Genomic DNA, 14,218 nt, shown 5'->3' on the forward strand with positions numbered 1-14,218 from the left:
CGTATTAATTGTCGTGTTCTTCGTATTCAGGCAGCGTTTCATCATCAGTTGATGACTCGCGCTTGCCTGTAATCTGGGGGGGTGTAGCGTCAGGACGCAGATAATTCTCTCTGACCTGCTGCTCAATGTCGGCCAGCAGCACAGGATTTTGTTTCAACCACTCGATCGTATTGTCGCGCCCTTGTCCAAGACGTTCACCACCGTAGCTGAACCATGCGCCAGCCTTCGTAATGATTTTGCACCCTTCAGCCAGGGTTAATATCTCATCAATCCGGGAAATACCTTCGCCATACATGATGCGGAATTCAGCCTGTCTGAACGGCGGCGCCACCTTGTTTTTGACCACCTTAACTCGGGTTTCGCTACCAATAACATCTGTGTCTTTATTTTTTACCTGACCAATTCTCCGCACATCCATTCGCACAGATGCGTAGAATTTCAGGGCATTACCGCCAGTTGTCGTCTCCGGGTTACCGAACATCACACCAATTTTCATGCGGATCTGATTAATAAAAATAACAATGGCTTTACTGTTGTTGATGTTCCCTTTCAGCTTGCGCATTGCCTGGCTCATCATGCGAGCGTGCAACCCCATATGAGAGTCACCAATTTCACCCTCAATCTCAGCCTTAGGCGTGAGCGCCGCAACAGAATCCACAACAATGATATTCACAGCACCGGAACGCACCAGCGCATCGGTAATTTCCAGCGCCTGTTCACCAGTATCAGGCTGTGAAACCAGCAGGCTATCAATATCAACGCCAAGTTTTTTGGCGTATACAGGATCCAGTGCATGTTCAGCATCAATAAAAGCGCACTGAAGCCCCTGTTTTTGGGCGCTGGCAATGGCTGATAATGCAACTGTTGTTTTACCGGACGACTCCGGGCCATAAATTTCTACAATACGCCCCGTCGGAAGTCCGCCGCCCAACGCAATATCCAGAGTCAGGGAACCAGAGGAGATAGTTTCTACGTTCAGATCGCTCTCAGCGCCCAGACGCATAATCGCCCCTTTACCAAATGTTTTTTCAATCTGCGCAATAGCAGATGTCAGCGCTTTCTCTTTTTCTTCCTTTGATGCTGGTTTTGACTTATCGGAAAGAGCAGTTTTTTTCTTATCAACGGCCATAGCGTGATCTCCTCATTTCGCAAAATAACTGTATAAATAAACATACTGTATATAAAAACAGTACACCTAAAATATAAAATGATCAACCTGCATAGAGCACTTTTTGCAAAAGTCAGTTACCTGTTTCTCATGGTTTTTTTTCGACAGGCATAAAAAAACCCGCCAGCGGCGGGTTAGTAGTGTGGGCGCGTTGAGGCTGCAAAAACGAGAAAAGAGTGGCGGGGATTTCTCCCCGCCGGTGCTCTTAACGTTGTTCAACTTCGTAGGCTAAATACGCAGAAAGCTCTGTGTTCCCCTGTTTGATGTGCAGCTCGCAAAGCGAACCGCGAACCATCCAGACAAACGCCAGGACGGTGATACAAACCACCACCAGACAATACACATAGCTCCTGCGCATATAGCTTCCTCAGTTGATTTTTTTCTGTTAAGAAGCTAATCTTCAGTTGTTCAAGCATCAGATTGGCCTCAGTCGATTTATAGTCGATTGGGGCTTTTCTCTATCTGCCTTTGGTGTTCATGCCCGAGACAGATAGCCTCAAGCACCCGCAGCAATATTACTTTTCATCACTATGATTTTCCATATTTTTTATAGTGACGATATCCTGCACAGACCAAGCAAACGACTTTTTCAATAAAAATAGCGATTACCATAAACACGACAAGCACCGGCCAGAATATTGCAAACCAGATCGCTTCTCGCGGATTTCTGGGGAGATCACACACAACATCACGCTTCAAAGAATAAAAATACATTGCAACAAATCCCAGAACGTAGACAACCAAACAGATTGCGTAGGTCATTTGATCCTTCTTTTACGTTTACAGCATCCAGCAGATGCGAACAAAGCGTTAATATATAACTCGCTGTTTTGGCGGATTTTACTATCTTTCCGATGTTCTTTCAGCTTTTTCTGATACACAAAATACCCGAATCACTCTTCGTCATTTCTGCGGTGCAGCTGCGAGCAAGCGCTTAGCATCAATACTACCCTGTGCCTCAAGTTCACCGTCCGCTTCAAGTCCATTTTCCAGATATTCAATAACGTCGCTAACCCACTGCTGCAAACCATTCTGGAATACCGGCGCGGCGGTGTAGAGAGGCTGATGCTTCCAGCCACACGCCATTGCATCCTGAGTGTTTTCTTCATCGGCCGGATCGGTTAGTGAAACGCTCTGCTTATCAAGCCGTTCGTTTGTCCATAACCACGCCATTGGCTCCGCCTTCCTCCCTGCTAACAATTCATCAATCGCTTTCACAGCGTCAGCGATGATGTAATCCATACTTCCGCCGTTTGAGTATTTGAGATTGCGATGTAACACGTCGCGAACGTGAGTAAGGCGCTCGGTCGTAAGCGGGCCGTTGGCCGGATGATTTTTGCCGAGGCCTGTTAGTTTGTTATTGGTCATAGTGGTCATGCCGCGCTTCCTTCTGTCTTGTTTACGATTACGCCGTCATAAACCTCTTTGAGGTGGCCACGTAAATCCATTCGACGCAGAGCGCTAAACATGTAGTCGCACTCGGCCTGTTTATTAGCCTTGAATGGCTTGCTCTCTTTGTTTACCCAGAGGCCATTGCCCGGCCAGCCGTGAACCTTTTTTACCCGGCCTTTGACAACGTGGAGTAACCCCCATCCAGCAGGCAAGTCTTCAACATTCACTATTCCCGGCTCGCTAATCATAAAGCGCCAATCGCCCATACCCTTCTCTGGTTCAATCCGAAAAGGTTTCTTGCGGTCTGCCAACAGGTCAGAACGGGAACACTTAGCCTCAATCAGGCAGCTGGCGCCATTGCGAAATCCGATTGCGTCAGCCTGCTCGCCGTAAGGTGTCCATGCGCGGAACCGGTCATGGAAAGCAACCTTGAAACCATTGTTTTGCAGAAACCGATAGGCAATCTGGCAAAGTTCGTCGTGTGTCATTGCCATCACTCCCCCTTACCGATGCCAGCGGCGCTAAGTTTGGTATTCACGTCGCCTTCAAAAATAGGCAGCACACCAATCGCCGCAGCCCAGTTTTTAGCTAACTCAGGGTCTGATGTCTCATCGGTGTAATCTGACGCCCGCCACCCAATCAGCCGTTTCTGACCAGAAGACTCAGCAATCCGTTTCTCTGCGTCCTCAGCTCGGATTCTTGCCTGTATCAATTCGCTCTGGAGCGTTTCGACATCCCTTGCACGTTTAGTGGATAACTTGGCAATGCGCCTGTCTTTGGCTTCCAGCTCATCCAGCATCGCCAGCGCAGTTGCCGGGGTAAAATGCTTCATGAAATCATTCAGCGCATTGATTCGTTGCTCGAACGGCATAACCGGAGCTTCGCCAGCGATTTTTGTTTTCTCTGCGATATCACGCAGCGCCTGTTTGTCTGTCATGCTGCACCGCCTTCAACTCGTTTAAACTCAATCACCCAAACCCACGGATTAGCCCACCAGCCACCTTCTCCATAAATAAAATTCCAGAGAGTAGCGAAAGATCCGCGCGCACTGAGCTGGAACTGCGTCCACTCGTTTGGTTGGTAGTGCTTCCAGTAACCACCACGCAGTTTCTTCACCCCTTCTGCCTGCGCATCTTCTTCACTAATGTCGTTAAGCCGCTCCACCCGCACGCTGGTGATTTCCAACGTGATGCGGCTGGCCCAACGAGGCATATGGATCGACGGTCGCCAGCCATGACGGAGGTTATCGTCAAGATCACAGTATTCAGGTTTGGCACCACCATCGGCGGCATATTCGCAGTATTGCGGCGTTTCGAACTTTTCATGATGGGCTCGGTATTCCTCGAATAATTCCTCAGAAACAAGCGGCCCCTGAAACGTCTCACGCACCCACAGGCAATCACCTGGCTGACCGAACGGGCAAACAATGTTGTATTTCTTATGCGGATATTGTTTTTGCAAATCAAGCAGGTCAGCAGTTGACGAATTAACTGGGCGCCGCGTCTGCGTTTTCCGACCTTCAAGAATGGCGCGCACCATTTCATCATTAAAAATCATTCCGCGTTCTTTGCTCATTGTGCGATCCCCTTACTGATATCGGTAAGCAAAAATAAACTGTCGTTTTTATGCTCATCGCAAGCCCAAAAAACCTCGTCATCACCGCGAAAAATGTTCACTTGTACCGTGGTTTTATATTTTGCAACCGCACCACATTTGCATTTTGCGCTGCTATTTTTTTTCTTTTTTAAAACACCGCCGATTTTCGGATAAGTCATTTGTTGGCCTCCTGGCGTTCAATCGTTACCTGCTGGTTTAACTTGATAATTTTCACTGATTCCGCTCCTTAGCGATTATTTAACTAACCGGAGGTGGCTAACGTTATTGCGATAGCTGCCCCAGTCGAAATTTACCCACATGCCAGAATCCATTTTCAGGCGGTCAACAACACGCTCCCCTAATGTTCTGGCTAATTCGTCATAGTTCAGATTTGTCAGCACCCCGACCGGCTTCATGGATGCCAGGCGGCGATCGATAATCTGATTCAGGATTATTTTTTCGTGCTGGGAGTCCTTCTGGATCCCGACTTCATCCAGAACCAACAAATCGACATGGCCCAGCTCATCAAGCAGAGCTGCTTCCGATTGCCCCCCGTCGTAACACGCCCGAACGCGCAGCATCAGATCGGCAACCGTAACAATCAGAACGGAGTGATCCCGTTGGAGTAAGTAATTCCCGATTGCTGCCGCCAGATGATTTTTCCCGGTGCCCGGATTTCCACTGAATACAAAACTGGTAAATCCAGAACCGAAATTCATGGCGTAACTTTTTGCAAGGCTCAGTGCGCGGCGCTGCGAATCGCCAGTTACTTCGTAATTTTTGAATGTGCAGTTCCGGTGCAGATTCTGTATGCCAGATCGCCCCAGGATCTTTTCTGCACGCGCTTTCTGGTTCAGTTTGTCCACCTCAGCAGAGCGTTTACGCCCTTCTTCCTGCTGCCAGTTCCGCCATTCTTCGGCGGTAGTAAACTTTGGCTGAACGCCTGCCGGAATAATCCGTTTCAGTCGTTCCAGCGCGCCGCCAACTGCTGAAATGTCTTTCATGCTTACCCCCTGAAACCATCAGGAACTTTTTTGTCTGGCTGCGAGATGACGTTCACGTCTCTTGCTGGTGCAGCCCTGCCCGATTGCCAGCCACGCGGTTTGTCCTGGCTGTTCTGCAACCACGTTGTGATAAATCGTTTAATTCCACGCGGCGTTTTTCTTTTGGCCGGATTGCTGTTTAACCAGCCGCGCATGTTGCGGAATTCCTGTTCAATGTTGATTCCGGGATACAGGGCCGCTTGTTCGCTCATGTAGTTTTCAGTCACGTCGAAAAAACTTTTTCCGTCTGAAAGTGGAAGCGAGATAAAAACGGGTTCTGGTTCCTGGTGCTGATTTTCATCAGCGCCGGGGATTAGGTTTTTATCCTGATCCTGATCTTGTTCCTGATCCTGTTCCTGATCTTGGCTTCCTAGCCCCTCCGAAGCTCCTTCATGTATCTCTGTATTTCCGCGCTTTGTTGTCATGTGGAAATCACCCTGATAACGGTCGAAAAATGCAGGCAGAAAGGGGTTCTCAGGCAATGATCCATATTCATTACGCACGCCAGCGCAGCGGTTATCACCCGGCTTTAAAGAACGCCCAACCTGGTAAGCAGCCATTTCATGCACCCAAACCATCTCTGTATGCTCGTCATAGCTACAAAACCCCGCTTTGATGGCGCTTTGAAGCCCCTTCGATGCCCCTTCAAAGCCCAGCCCCGTTTCATGAGCCAGGTACAACACTGGTAGGTAATACAAGCCGAGCATGTTCGCGTGAGGTGAAGTCATCAGATAAAACGCAACGACTTGCGCCTCCGCTCCAGCTTTCCTCAGCTCCCGGCCTGTTTTCCCCAACCAAAATTGAGGTGATACTGTTGCGTAATCACGCATAACTTCCCCGATAAACTTCGTGCGTTTCGCCGCACAGCAGCCGCTCAACAGCAGCTTTAATAGCCAGGAACGCGGCGATCGCTTCGTTAATTGCCTGAATTACTAATGCTGGCGCCGCGCCGAGGTTCACGGCGTTAATCGCCTCGATCCCCTCTTTAGCTGCCACCGCCGCCAGAAAGACCGGATCGCCCGGATATTCCAGTCGCGCACGACGTTCTGTCGGTAGTGCTGCCAGGGCTGCGGCTTTCAGACCTTCGGCCTGCGGCGCATATCTCGGGCCATCGAATCCACGGAAGATCCGTTTAACTCGCTGCGTTGCGTTATTCAGTCCCTTCGCGGTGCTGGTTACTGGCAGAATGTCGCCGCCACCCGTTAAGTGATATTGCTCAGCAACGGCCAGGCCAACGGCCTTCCAGCCAGCATCAAGCGCCCATGCTTCCAGTTCTGCGGCAACAGCATCAATCGGAGGACTGATTTTCATGATTCAGTTCTCCAGATCGCTTTGCTTTAGCATGGCGAATATAAATTTCAGGGTCGTATTGCAGGGCACCGCCGGAATCAAGCTGCAAACGAGCAGCGTTTTTCTCCGGTACGAGTTCACCCCATTGAGAAACAGCAGACGGATCAACACCAGCTGCGCGCGCAACCTTGACCCTAGTTCCGTAGAATTTGATGACTTCAGATTTCAACATTACTTGCACCTTATCATGAGTTTTCTCAAGTTTAAGCAGGCAAGGAATCTCAAGTCAAGAAATATTAAGATAACTCAATGAGTGAGATAACTTTAGGTCAAAGAATTAGACAGAGACGCAAGCAGATCGGCTTAAGTCAGAATGAGTTAAGTAAAACAGCTGGCGTTTCTGAATCTTCCGTTTCGCTGTGGGAAAGTGATAACACTGCCCCGCGTGGCGCGAATCTGCACAAACTAGCCTCGGCGTTACAGTGTTCACCAACATGGCTACTTTTTGGTGATACCGACCAGACTCCAGAAGAACCACGCCCTACTGATACCGCATCCGTGCTAAAAGAAGATGAGCAAGAACTTCTTCGTCTTTATCGGGCATTGCCTGAATCAGAACAGATCACCCAAATTGAAGGAATGAAAGCGCGTGTTGAGAATTTTAACCGCCTGTTCAATGAACTTCTTGAAGCCAGAAAGCGTAATAACCAGCCCTAACAAACCTTCGAAATAAAATTTAATCTCTTCACATTCAATGTGTTGCGTTTTCTCACGCCACAAATATTGAGTTTTCTCATAATTTCTCTTGACCTTGCAACATGAGAAAACTAAAGTTACCCCATCAACAGCAATCACAGCACAGTGATTACTCAGAAAAATGTTCCGTTAGCCGCGTTAAGGCCACGATGGGAGAAAGCTTATGAGCGCTAAACCTGTAACCTGGAAAACAACCACTGCCGATTTTACTTACGACCCCGAGAGGGGTTGCGTGTACCGGGCAATTTTTGGACAAGCATCCCACTGGTTTTGTGGTGCTCTACCCCGCCACCTTGAGACCGTCGAAGAAGTAAAGCAGGCGATCCGCGTAAAAATGCTGGCGGAGGCATTATGAAACATCAGCATTACGGCACAGAGGAAGTAATTCGCGGATGTGTTCGTGCAGGTATGATGGTTTTATATAAAAACCAAATATGGAAAGCATCAGCGAATCGCGGCGGAAAACTTTATTTAAATAACATGAGGGAAAGCACCCTAACTAAAGATATCTGGATAACCATTCTTCTGGATGGTCGCGGAGACGCATTAATTAACTAAGCATAGAAACAATTTTATTTATGCCCTAACGGGCAGGGTATTTATCAACCTAAAATCAGGAGCATCGTATGTTAAAAGTTAAAGTGGTATCTGTAAAAATTAATCTGGAACTACTCACTAATGAGTTTGCATCATTTGATTGCGGTGAAAACTTATCAGGGGTAATTCACTCACCTTCTGAGAACGGCCCATACACCGTTTTTCTTGATGGCGGATATCTGCTGGGTAAGTTTCATAATGAAAATGAAGCGGTGAAAAACATTTCGTTTCTTCGTATGCAAATCGAAGATGCCCGCGAAGTTTCCGGTATGGATTACCCCGCTTATAAACGTACTTTCTCAGAAGGTGCTAACTCACGCGTACATTGATTGTTACCGCCCCGGAAACGGGGCGTTAAAAGGTACTGAATAATGCCAGCTTATTTAATTCAAGACCAAATAAAGGAACGGCAGGACAAAGAGGATAACGCAGCTCTTACGCGCGACGAGTGGATAGATAAACGAGCCGCAGAGATAAAAGCTGAATATCCAACCGAACCAGCCTATTTCGCTTCGACTCATTTATCTAACGATATTCGAATGGGGCTTCAATCTTCAAAAACTATAGAAGCTTATAACGACTTTATAACAGTCGCTGCATATGACCGTGCAGAACAAGAATGGGAAAACCGTTTTTCCTGGCTACTGAATGACAGTTTTAATTAAGGAGTAAATTATGTCTGAACAGAAAATTTTCATTGCTGGTTATATTCCTGATGATAAATCAGTTGAGGAGTTTGGCGCTCGCCGTGTTGCAACTGCATTCAATGCAAAAGATATGAAACACGCGAGAGCAAAAGCTTCATTCCTGTTTCTGGAAGAATATCCAGGCTCACAGGATGCAGCATATAAAATCCTCATTTGCGAAGATACTCCCGATGTTCCATGCCGCCCTGTTCGTGGCGTGTGGGATGACGAATTTCTTTATAAAAACGACTGGCCGGAAGATATCGGCCATCCCGTATTACGCAAGAGTGAACCTGAACCAGTTGATTTCGATTCGTTATCTAAAGTAATGCAAAACGCGGTGCTCGTTAAATTCGACACAACTGAAGTCACAAAAGATATGCTCCCTGCCGCACTGAAATTAACGCAGGATGAAGAAGGCACATTCGAAGGTCATATTGTTGAAGCAATCAACAAAACACCTGAGATTAACGCTATGTACCCTGAGCGTAAGCTGTACGCTATCGGATGGGTTAAGCACAAATGCTCACAAAATAAAAAATGGCCTGAAATTAAAGCCGAACTGTTCGCATGGAAAAAGCGCCAGGATTCCAAGAGGAAGGAAACCGGCCCGTCAAAATCCATTGTCGAAATTGCAAGAGAAAAGGCAGCAAACCAGACCATTCAGCAGATAGAAGAAAAAGCGAAAGTTGGTAGCGGTGATCCTGACCGTTTCGACACTGTTGTTGCGCTGCTCGTTATGGGGCTTGATCCCGAAACCGCCAATGCGACACAGGTAAAACACGCAAAACACATAAAAGAATCGCGTGATCCTGCGTGGCGCGCATGGCGTACAACGCTTATCGGTATTCCGGGGATTTACCTGTTTCCTGAAAGCGAGCTGTACGCCCTCACCCTGGACGGAATGAAAGATCTGTCCCTGATCAAAGATGATGATGCCCGCCGTGCGTATGTACGGGAACATTTTGCGGGTCACGAACTGTTACCTGATTACCTGCCGGACGGTGAAGAAAATGAAAGCGAAGCACAGGAACCACAGAATGCGGATGAATTGGCTGATGATCCGTCTGAATCAGATCCAGTGGAGCAGGAACAATCTACTGAGCAGCCTCAGGAAGGCAAGGAAGTAGTAACCGAACGTCAGGGGCCGTTTTATTTCCTGTTCCCGGACGGTGAAAAGGTTGGTCGTGCAAACAAACTGCCCGGCCTGAACAAAGCGCTTTCCGATGGCTGCACTGAAATCAGCCAGGAAGAGTATCAGGCACGTAAGAACGGCACGTACAAAGCACCCCAGGAGAACGTAGAGCCACGTCACGAACAACCTGAGGTTAAAAGCCACGGCAATGGGATCTACTCCGTTGATTCCCTGATGGCTGAGCAGCCGAAAAATGAAGATCATCAGGATACATCCCCCTCAAATGAGGGGGAAAAAACGGAAAATGACACCGAAGAAACTCTACCGCGTCAACCTTCTGCTGATTTCCAGAGTGTTGGTGACAGCCTGGAGAAAGAGCTGTCGGAGAAGCCTGCTACAGCGCAGGACAACCTCAATATCTGGCGCAACGTTATGCGTACAGATCCGCGCTTCACGAAGGAACTGAGCGGCACAGGGTTTGAAGGAACCAGTATTAACGCTGAATACATGGTTATGCGCGCAACAGAGTTATTTGGCCCGATCGGAAGCCGCTGGGGTTTTGAAATTCTGGAAGATCGCATGCTCCCCGGCGCCCCACTCAGTGAAGCGATCTACGAAGATAAGAAATTTATTTGCAACCGCATGCTGCGCGATGCCGATGGAACCCTGCTGTTTGAGCAAAATCACAGCATTAAAATCCGTCTCTGGTATCAGACCGAAACCGATGAGGGAAGTGTTTATTCCTATGGCGCCACGCCGTACCTGTACAGAACCAAACACGGCCTCAAGTGTGACGGCGAAGCGCAGAAAAAATCACTGACCGATGCGATCAAAAAAGGCCTTTCACTGCTCGGCTTCAGCGCCGACGTGTGGCTCGGTCTCTATGACCAGCCAGAATACCAGGAAGAGAACCGCACAGAGTTCGCAATTAAAAACGCTTCGGATAAAGCCGGTGACACCATTCGTTTACGTAAAGAGCTTGATGAACGAATCGAGAGAAACCTCGAAATCATTCGCTCAGCAGTTACAACGAATGAAGCAAAAGGCGTTTACAGCACAATCACTCGTGAAGTGGATGTGTACCGCAAAGATGCCCAGGCAAAAGCAGATAACGAATTTGATGCATATCTGAAAAAGCGTCTACTGGTTCTGCACCGTGCCGTAGAGCAGAAAGTCAGCGAGCTGGAGAACGTTACAAAACAGGAGCAATCGGCATGAGACAGTTAATGGCTGATTACCTGAAATACGTGCGCAGGGTTGAACAGAATGGAAGAAATCTAATCACCTTCAAATGCCCTGATTGCAGACGTGTCATAAAAACCCTGCCAGCCCCTGCTGGGGAGATCTGGGACACAATTTCAACCTGTCCGCATTGCGAGCGGTCATTTGTAAAGATAACGAACGGAAACAATGTAGAGGCAACAATTATATGATCCAGAATAATACCGCTATTTCTATCGCCGCAAACATGACAAAGCTTCTCGCTTTAGTTGAGAACGGTGAATTTACCTCCGAAGATATCGCCGACACTCTTGAAGATGTGGAAATGCAACTCGGTGATAAGTTCGACGGAATTATGTCTCTGGTGCGAAACATTGAAGGCCAGGCAAACACTTTAGCGGAAGAAGTTAAACGCCTCAGTGACCGTAAAAAATCATTTGAAAACCAGGCTAAAAACCTTAAAGCGTATATTCTCCAGTGCCTACAAGCGGCGCAACTTAAGAACTTCAAGACCGAGCGCAACACCCTGACAGTGCGCAAAGGTTCAGTATCAGTAGTGATCGATAACGTTGATCAATTGCCGGATGAGTTAGTGGACATTGCTACTGTTGTTGCTCCTGATAAGAAAAAAATCAAAGAAGCTATTGAATCCGGCAAAGAAATTAAAGGCGCACATTTAGAAATTGGTGCGGAGTCATTACAGGTTCGGTAATTTGGAGGTGGCCCTTCGGGGCCATTAATGGCTATGAAACTTTCAAAAAAAGAAATCATCACTAATTTCGTATATCACAACCCCCGTTCCCCCCTTTCTGTTATTACCGAAATATCAGGCATGGGAAATAACAGTAGTTGCAGTAACTTACTAAGCAAATTGATCGGTGAAGGAAAAGTTATTCGACAAAGAGAAGGTAAAATAAGCCTGTTCAGCGCCGCGCCGGGTTATTCCCCGACGATTATTCCTGATGCCCCTCCGCCGAAGTGCAGTTATGACGAAATAAAAGATCTGGAAGAGAAAATAGCTCAACTTGAACAACGCGGGTTATTTCGTCGCGCCCAGACGTTACTAACTGAGCTTGTCGCGATGCAAAACACAGCTACCGGAGTAGCGCTGATCGCCCAGCGTCGTAACGCATGCGTCAGAAAGCTGAGAGCCAGGCCGTAAACAGTCAGCACAGCTATCAACGCGGCGTGTCCATTTAAGTGATTTATGAAAATCAGTTTTAAACGGGCTGTATATCGATAATGCAGCCTGTCATGAGGTAACGAGATGTCATACGTAACTCTGACCACCTGGGCAGCGAAGATTTATCCCGACAATCCCCCGGCGCGAGTGACCCTCAGACGCTGGGCGAGGAACGGAAACATCTACCCGCCCCCCGAGCTTCATGGGCGTGAATACCGCGTTAACCCGGAAGCGTTTTATATCAAGCCCAACAAAGCGGGAAAAGTGCTGCAACAGCACCATCCCAACGGGCGAACTGGTAAAAAAAGTGCGTTGCTGGAGCAGTTAATAAATGAGTCAAAAAAGATACGACGCTAATCTACCCAAGAACCTCACCTATCGTAAAAATGACAGAGCGTTTTACTGGCGTAATCCGCTGACTAAAAAAGAAATTGTGTTGGGGCAAATTTCCCGCAGGGATGCGGTCGCACAGGCGATCGAGGCCAACAACTTCATCGCGCAGAATTACACCCCTGTTGCGCTGATTGAAAAACTTAAAGGTCTGGACTCGCTTACTGTCACAAAGTGGATCGAGCGCTATGAGGTACTGTTACAGCGTCGCAATCTGTCGGCGAACACATACAAGATCCGTGGCAACCAGTTAGCGACTATACGGGACAAAATGGGCGGAATGCTCCTGGCGGAAGTGACCACAAAGCATATTGCTACGTTTCTGGAAACGTGGATTGAAGGAGGGAAGAATACTATGGCGGGAGCAATGCGATCTGTCTTATCAGATATGTTCAGGGAGGCGGTTGTTGAGGGGCATATAACACAGAATCCGGTTGAGCCAACCCGCGCGCCCAAAATCGAGGTTGCGCGTGATCGTCTGAGACTGGACGTGTATAGAAAAATTCGTGCAGCAGCAGAGAAACTGCCGACATGGTTTCCTCTGGCTATGGATCTCGCGTTGATCACTGGTCAGCGTCGCGAAGATGTTTCCTGCATGCGATTCAGTAATATTATTGATGACCGTCTATATGTAAAACAGATCAAAACAGGGATGAAAATAGCGTTACCGTTGTCGCTCAGTCTCCCATCCGTCGGCCTGCGCCTCGGAACGGTGGTCGATCGCTGCCGACTTGTGAGCAGGACTGACTATCTGATCAGCGCAGGGGTCAGGAAGAACAGCCCGGACGGGAGTATTCACCCTGACAGCCTGACGAAAAAGTTTGTCGCTGCCAGGAAATTAACTGACATTGCATTCAGCGAAAACCCGCCGCCGTTTCATGAAATCCGCAGCTTGTCCGGGCGACTGTACAAAGATGCCTACGGCGAAGATTTCGCCCAGAAGCTGCTGGGGCATACATCAGAGAACACAACAAAAATGTATCTCGATGAGCGTGATGAAAAGGCGTATATGATGCTCTGATTTTCAGTTTAAAAAATGTTAAATCTAATTTTGTTGTGGTATAAGGGAAAAAGACCGGATACGGAAATTCGAGGAAATTTCGAGGGATTTCGAGGGAAGATACATAAGCCTTTGATTTTAAAGGAAAATAAAAAGAGACCGAATACGATTCCTGTATTCGGTCCAGGGAAATGGCTCTTGGGAGAGAGCCGTGCGCTAAAAGTTGGCATTAATGCAGGCTAAGTCGCCTTGCCCTTTAAGAATAGATGACGACGCCAGGTTTTCCAGTCCACGACGAAAGTGGCCGGTAAAAAACGACCGTTGTCAGCCGCAACAACGAAAAAACCGCAAGTTCCTCTGCATGAGGCTTGCGGTTTTTTATTGGAAATCAGAAAGATACTTCTGGTAATTAGCAGAGCTTTTCCGCGCGTTCAATAAACGGTGCAAGGCTCATTTTTTCACCCGGTTTTGCCGGATCGTCAATCTGAATGACGGTGATAGCCTGCGCGTTGGTTTTGCCGCTTGCAACTTGCTGCTCTGCGACATCGTTCAGCGGGTATTGCACCAGCGTGCTCGGGTTGATGACATACAGGGCATGGCCCGGTCGGCAGGTCAGCATCACCTCTTCGCGGTTAAACGCCCACTTGTCTTTGCCCACTTCAAAGCGGCTCACGGTGATAACCTGAGGCGCCGCCAGCGCAGCGCCTGAACTTGCCAACAATAGCAGAGAGAGAATCATTTTTTTCATGAGTTTTGCCAGT

General features: G+C 48.0%; 23 protein-coding genes. 10 read left to right on the forward strand and 13 right to left on the reverse strand.

The window, feature by feature from the left end; genetic code table 11:
• Positions 1 to 4: 4 nt before the first annotated feature.
• From recA to OGY62_RS11515, 12 genes are all read right to left on the reverse strand, one after another.
• Positions 5 to 1,129 (reverse strand): recombinase RecA, encoded by a 1,125-nt coding sequence (gene recA, locus OGY62_RS11460; protein WP_194208817.1) that lies wholly within the window; start codon positions 1,127 to 1,129, stop codon positions 5 to 7.
• Positions 1,130 to 1,373: 244 nt separating this feature from the next.
• Positions 1,374 to 1,526: a Hok/Gef family protein gene (locus OGY62_RS11465; protein ID WP_194208818.1), complete on the reverse strand. Its 153-nt coding sequence runs from the start codon at positions 1,524 to 1,526 to the stop codon at positions 1,374 to 1,376.
• A 170-nt stretch (positions 1,527 to 1,696) separates the two neighbouring features.
• Entirely contained in the window at positions 1,697 to 1,930 is a 234-nt protein-coding gene (locus OGY62_RS11470) for a hypothetical protein (protein ID WP_194208819.1), read from the reverse strand.
• Positions 1,931 to 2,071: 141 nt separating this feature from the next.
• On the reverse strand, positions 2,072 to 2,545 hold the full coding sequence (locus OGY62_RS11475) for a hypothetical protein (RefSeq protein ID WP_194208820.1): 474 nt from the start codon (positions 2,543 to 2,545) through the stop codon (positions 2,072 to 2,074).
• Positions 2,542 to 3,054, reverse strand: coding sequence for a hypothetical protein (locus tag OGY62_RS11480; RefSeq protein WP_194208821.1), 513 nt, complete (start codon positions 3,052 to 3,054; stop codon positions 2,542 to 2,544). The genes OGY62_RS11475 and OGY62_RS11480 overlap by 4 nt, the downstream gene beginning before the upstream one ends.
• Positions 3,054 to 3,497, reverse strand: coding sequence for an ead/Ea22-like family protein (locus OGY62_RS23390; RefSeq protein ID WP_409334451.1), 444 nt, complete (start codon positions 3,495 to 3,497; stop codon positions 3,054 to 3,056). The genes OGY62_RS11480 and OGY62_RS23390 overlap by 1 nt, the downstream gene beginning before the upstream one ends.
• Positions 3,494 to 4,135, reverse strand: a complete 642-nt coding sequence (locus OGY62_RS11490; protein WP_194208822.1) for an ASCH domain-containing protein — start codon at positions 4,133 to 4,135, stop codon at positions 3,494 to 3,496. The genes OGY62_RS23390 and OGY62_RS11490 overlap by 4 nt, the downstream gene beginning before the upstream one ends.
• Positions 4,132 to 4,335: a hypothetical protein gene (locus OGY62_RS11495; protein ID WP_194208823.1), complete on the reverse strand. Its 204-nt coding sequence runs from the start codon at positions 4,333 to 4,335 to the stop codon at positions 4,132 to 4,134. The genes OGY62_RS11490 and OGY62_RS11495 overlap by 4 nt, the downstream gene beginning before the upstream one ends.
• Positions 4,336 to 4,410: 75 nt before the next feature.
• Positions 4,411 to 5,160, reverse strand: a complete 750-nt coding sequence (locus tag OGY62_RS11500; protein WP_194208824.1) for an ATP-binding protein — start codon at positions 5,158 to 5,160, stop codon at positions 4,411 to 4,413.
• A gap of 2 nt (positions 5,161 to 5,162) precedes the next feature.
• Positions 5,163 to 6,029 carry a replication protein gene (locus tag OGY62_RS11505; RefSeq protein WP_194208825.1) on the reverse strand — a complete coding sequence of 289 codons (867 nt, stop codon included), beginning with the start codon at positions 6,027 to 6,029 and terminating at the stop codon, positions 5,163 to 5,165.
• Positions 6,022 to 6,510 (reverse strand): toxin YdaT family protein, encoded by a 489-nt coding sequence (locus OGY62_RS11510; protein WP_194208826.1) that lies wholly within the window; start codon positions 6,508 to 6,510, stop codon positions 6,022 to 6,024. The genes OGY62_RS11505 and OGY62_RS11510 overlap by 8 nt, the downstream gene beginning before the upstream one ends.
• Positions 6,488 to 6,721 carry a Cro/CI family transcriptional regulator gene (locus OGY62_RS11515; RefSeq protein ID WP_194208827.1) on the reverse strand — a complete coding sequence of 78 codons (234 nt, stop codon included), beginning with the start codon at positions 6,719 to 6,721 and terminating at the stop codon, positions 6,488 to 6,490. The genes OGY62_RS11510 and OGY62_RS11515 overlap by 23 nt, the downstream gene beginning before the upstream one ends.
• A 77-nt stretch (positions 6,722 to 6,798) precedes the next feature.
• Between OGY62_RS11515 and OGY62_RS11520 the strand changes: the two genes are divergently transcribed.
• The 10 genes from OGY62_RS11520 (at position 6,799) to OGY62_RS11560 (ending at position 13,478) form a co-directional block, all read left to right on the forward strand.
• Positions 6,799 to 7,206, forward strand: a complete 408-nt coding sequence (locus tag OGY62_RS11520; RefSeq protein WP_194208828.1) for a helix-turn-helix domain-containing protein — start codon at positions 6,799 to 6,801, stop codon at positions 7,204 to 7,206.
• A gap of 390 nt (positions 7,207 to 7,596) precedes the next feature.
• Positions 7,597 to 7,803, forward strand: a complete 207-nt coding sequence (locus OGY62_RS11525) for a cell division inhibitor protein (protein WP_194208830.1) — start codon at positions 7,597 to 7,599, stop codon at positions 7,801 to 7,803.
• A gap of 68 nt (positions 7,804 to 7,871) precedes the next feature.
• Complete coding sequence (locus OGY62_RS11530) at positions 7,872 to 8,171, forward strand: DNA breaking-rejoining protein (protein WP_194208831.1); 300 nt, start codon at positions 7,872 to 7,874, stop codon at positions 8,169 to 8,171.
• 42 nt (positions 8,172 to 8,213) lie between these two features.
• Positions 8,214 to 8,507 carry a host nuclease inhibitor GamL gene (gene gamL, locus OGY62_RS11535; protein ID WP_194208832.1) on the forward strand — a complete coding sequence of 98 codons (294 nt, stop codon included), beginning with the start codon at positions 8,214 to 8,216 and terminating at the stop codon, positions 8,505 to 8,507.
• 10 nt (positions 8,508 to 8,517) lie between these two features.
• Positions 8,518 to 10,881, forward strand: coding sequence for a phage-associated endonuclease (locus tag OGY62_RS11540; RefSeq protein ID WP_286459913.1), 2,364 nt, complete (start codon positions 8,518 to 8,520; stop codon positions 10,879 to 10,881).
• An 8-nt stretch (positions 10,882 to 10,889) separates the two neighbouring features.
• Positions 10,890 to 11,096, forward strand: coding sequence for a hypothetical protein (locus tag OGY62_RS23395; protein ID WP_502873551.1), 207 nt, complete (start codon positions 10,890 to 10,892; stop codon positions 11,094 to 11,096).
• Positions 11,093 to 11,596, forward strand: coding sequence for a siphovirus Gp157 family protein (locus OGY62_RS11545; RefSeq protein WP_228099620.1), 504 nt, complete (start codon positions 11,093 to 11,095; stop codon positions 11,594 to 11,596). The genes OGY62_RS23395 and OGY62_RS11545 overlap by 4 nt, the downstream gene beginning before the upstream one ends.
• A gap of 27 nt (positions 11,597 to 11,623) precedes the next feature.
• Positions 11,624 to 12,046: a PerC family transcriptional regulator gene (locus OGY62_RS11550; protein WP_194208834.1), complete on the forward strand. Its 423-nt coding sequence runs from the start codon at positions 11,624 to 11,626 to the stop codon at positions 12,044 to 12,046.
• Positions 12,047 to 12,151: 105 nt separating this feature from the next.
• Positions 12,152 to 12,424: an excisionase gene (locus tag OGY62_RS11555; protein WP_194208835.1), complete on the forward strand. Its 273-nt coding sequence runs from the start codon at positions 12,152 to 12,154 to the stop codon at positions 12,422 to 12,424.
• Positions 12,399 to 13,478, forward strand: coding sequence for a tyrosine-type recombinase/integrase (locus tag OGY62_RS11560; protein ID WP_194208836.1), 1,080 nt, complete (start codon positions 12,399 to 12,401; stop codon positions 13,476 to 13,478). The genes OGY62_RS11555 and OGY62_RS11560 overlap by 26 nt, the downstream gene beginning before the upstream one ends.
• A gap of 388 nt (positions 13,479 to 13,866) precedes the next feature.
• Here the strand turns inward: OGY62_RS11560 and OGY62_RS11565 are convergent, their stop codons facing one another.
• Positions 13,867 to 14,205, reverse strand: a complete 339-nt coding sequence (locus OGY62_RS11565) for a YebY family protein (protein ID WP_012132024.1) — start codon at positions 14,203 to 14,205, stop codon at positions 13,867 to 13,869.
• Positions 14,206 to 14,218 lie beyond the last annotated feature (13 nt).

Source organism: Citrobacter sp. CK198 (assembly GCF_030333295.1).
Classification (GTDB): domain Bacteria; phylum Pseudomonadota; class Gammaproteobacteria; order Enterobacterales; family Enterobacteriaceae; genus Citrobacter_B; species Citrobacter_B koseri.

What these genes read in the sequence shown, in the direction of transcription:
- OGY62_RS11560 (WP_194208836.1), top strand. Translation starts at nt 12,399, where the DNA reads ATGAGTCAAAAAAGATACGACGCTAATCTACCCAAGAACCTCACCTAT.
- OGY62_RS23395 (WP_502873551.1), top strand. Translation starts at nt 10,890, where the DNA reads ATGGCTGATTACCTGAAATACGTGCGCAGGGTTGAACAGAATGGAAGA.
- OGY62_RS11530 (WP_194208831.1), top strand. Translation starts at nt 7,872, where the DNA reads ATGTTAAAAGTTAAAGTGGTATCTGTAAAAATTAATCTGGAACTACTC.
- OGY62_RS11545 (WP_228099620.1), top strand. Translation starts at nt 11,093, where the DNA reads ATGATCCAGAATAATACCGCTATTTCTATCGCCGCAAACATGACAAAG.
- OGY62_RS11550 (WP_194208834.1), top strand. Translation starts at nt 11,624, where the DNA reads ATGGCTATGAAACTTTCAAAAAAAGAAATCATCACTAATTTCGTATAT.
- OGY62_RS11520 (WP_194208828.1), top strand. Translation starts at nt 6,799, where the DNA reads ATGAGTGAGATAACTTTAGGTCAAAGAATTAGACAGAGACGCAAGCAG.
- OGY62_RS11525 (WP_194208830.1), top strand. Translation starts at nt 7,597, where the DNA reads ATGAAACATCAGCATTACGGCACAGAGGAAGTAATTCGCGGATGTGTT.
- OGY62_RS11465 (WP_194208818.1), bottom strand. Translation starts at nt 1,526, where the DNA reads ATGCGCAGGAGCTATGTGTATTGTCTGGTGGTGGTTTGTATCACCGTC.
- OGY62_RS11470 (WP_194208819.1), bottom strand. Translation starts at nt 1,930, where the DNA reads ATGACCTACGCAATCTGTTTGGTTGTCTACGTTCTGGGATTTGTTGCA.
- OGY62_RS11500 (WP_194208824.1), bottom strand. Translation starts at nt 5,160, where the DNA reads ATGAAAGACATTTCAGCAGTTGGCGGCGCGCTGGAACGACTGAAACGG.
- gamL (WP_194208832.1), top strand. Translation starts at nt 8,214, where the DNA reads ATGCCAGCTTATTTAATTCAAGACCAAATAAAGGAACGGCAGGACAAA.
- OGY62_RS11540 (WP_286459913.1), top strand. Translation starts at nt 8,518, where the DNA reads ATGTCTGAACAGAAAATTTTCATTGCTGGTTATATTCCTGATGATAAA.
- OGY62_RS11490 (WP_194208822.1), bottom strand. Translation starts at nt 4,135, where the DNA reads ATGAGCAAAGAACGCGGAATGATTTTTAATGATGAAATGGTGCGCGCC.
- OGY62_RS11515 (WP_194208827.1), bottom strand. Translation starts at nt 6,721, where the DNA reads ATGTTGAAATCTGAAGTCATCAAATTCTACGGAACTAGGGTCAAGGTT.
- OGY62_RS11495 (WP_194208823.1), bottom strand. Translation starts at nt 4,335, where the DNA reads ATGACTTATCCGAAAATCGGCGGTGTTTTAAAAAAGAAAAAAAATAGC.
- OGY62_RS11565 (WP_012132024.1), bottom strand. Translation starts at nt 14,205, where the DNA reads ATGAAAAAAATGATTCTCTCTCTGCTATTGTTGGCAAGTTCAGGCGCT.
- OGY62_RS11475 (WP_194208820.1), bottom strand. Translation starts at nt 2,545, where the DNA reads ATGACCACTATGACCAATAACAAACTAACAGGCCTCGGCAAAAATCAT.
- OGY62_RS11510 (WP_194208826.1), bottom strand. Translation starts at nt 6,510, where the DNA reads ATGAAAATCAGTCCTCCGATTGATGCTGTTGCCGCAGAACTGGAAGCA.
- OGY62_RS11480 (WP_194208821.1), bottom strand. Translation starts at nt 3,054, where the DNA reads ATGGCAATGACACACGACGAACTTTGCCAGATTGCCTATCGGTTTCTG.
- OGY62_RS23390 (WP_409334451.1), bottom strand. Translation starts at nt 3,497, where the DNA reads ATGACAGACAAACAGGCGCTGCGTGATATCGCAGAGAAAACAAAAATC.
- recA (WP_194208817.1), bottom strand. Translation starts at nt 1,129, where the DNA reads ATGGCCGTTGATAAGAAAAAAACTGCTCTTTCCGATAAGTCAAAACCA.
- OGY62_RS11555 (WP_194208835.1), top strand. Translation starts at nt 12,152, where the DNA reads ATGTCATACGTAACTCTGACCACCTGGGCAGCGAAGATTTATCCCGAC.
- OGY62_RS11505 (WP_194208825.1), bottom strand. Translation starts at nt 6,029, where the DNA reads ATGCGTGATTACGCAACAGTATCACCTCAATTTTGGTTGGGGAAAACA.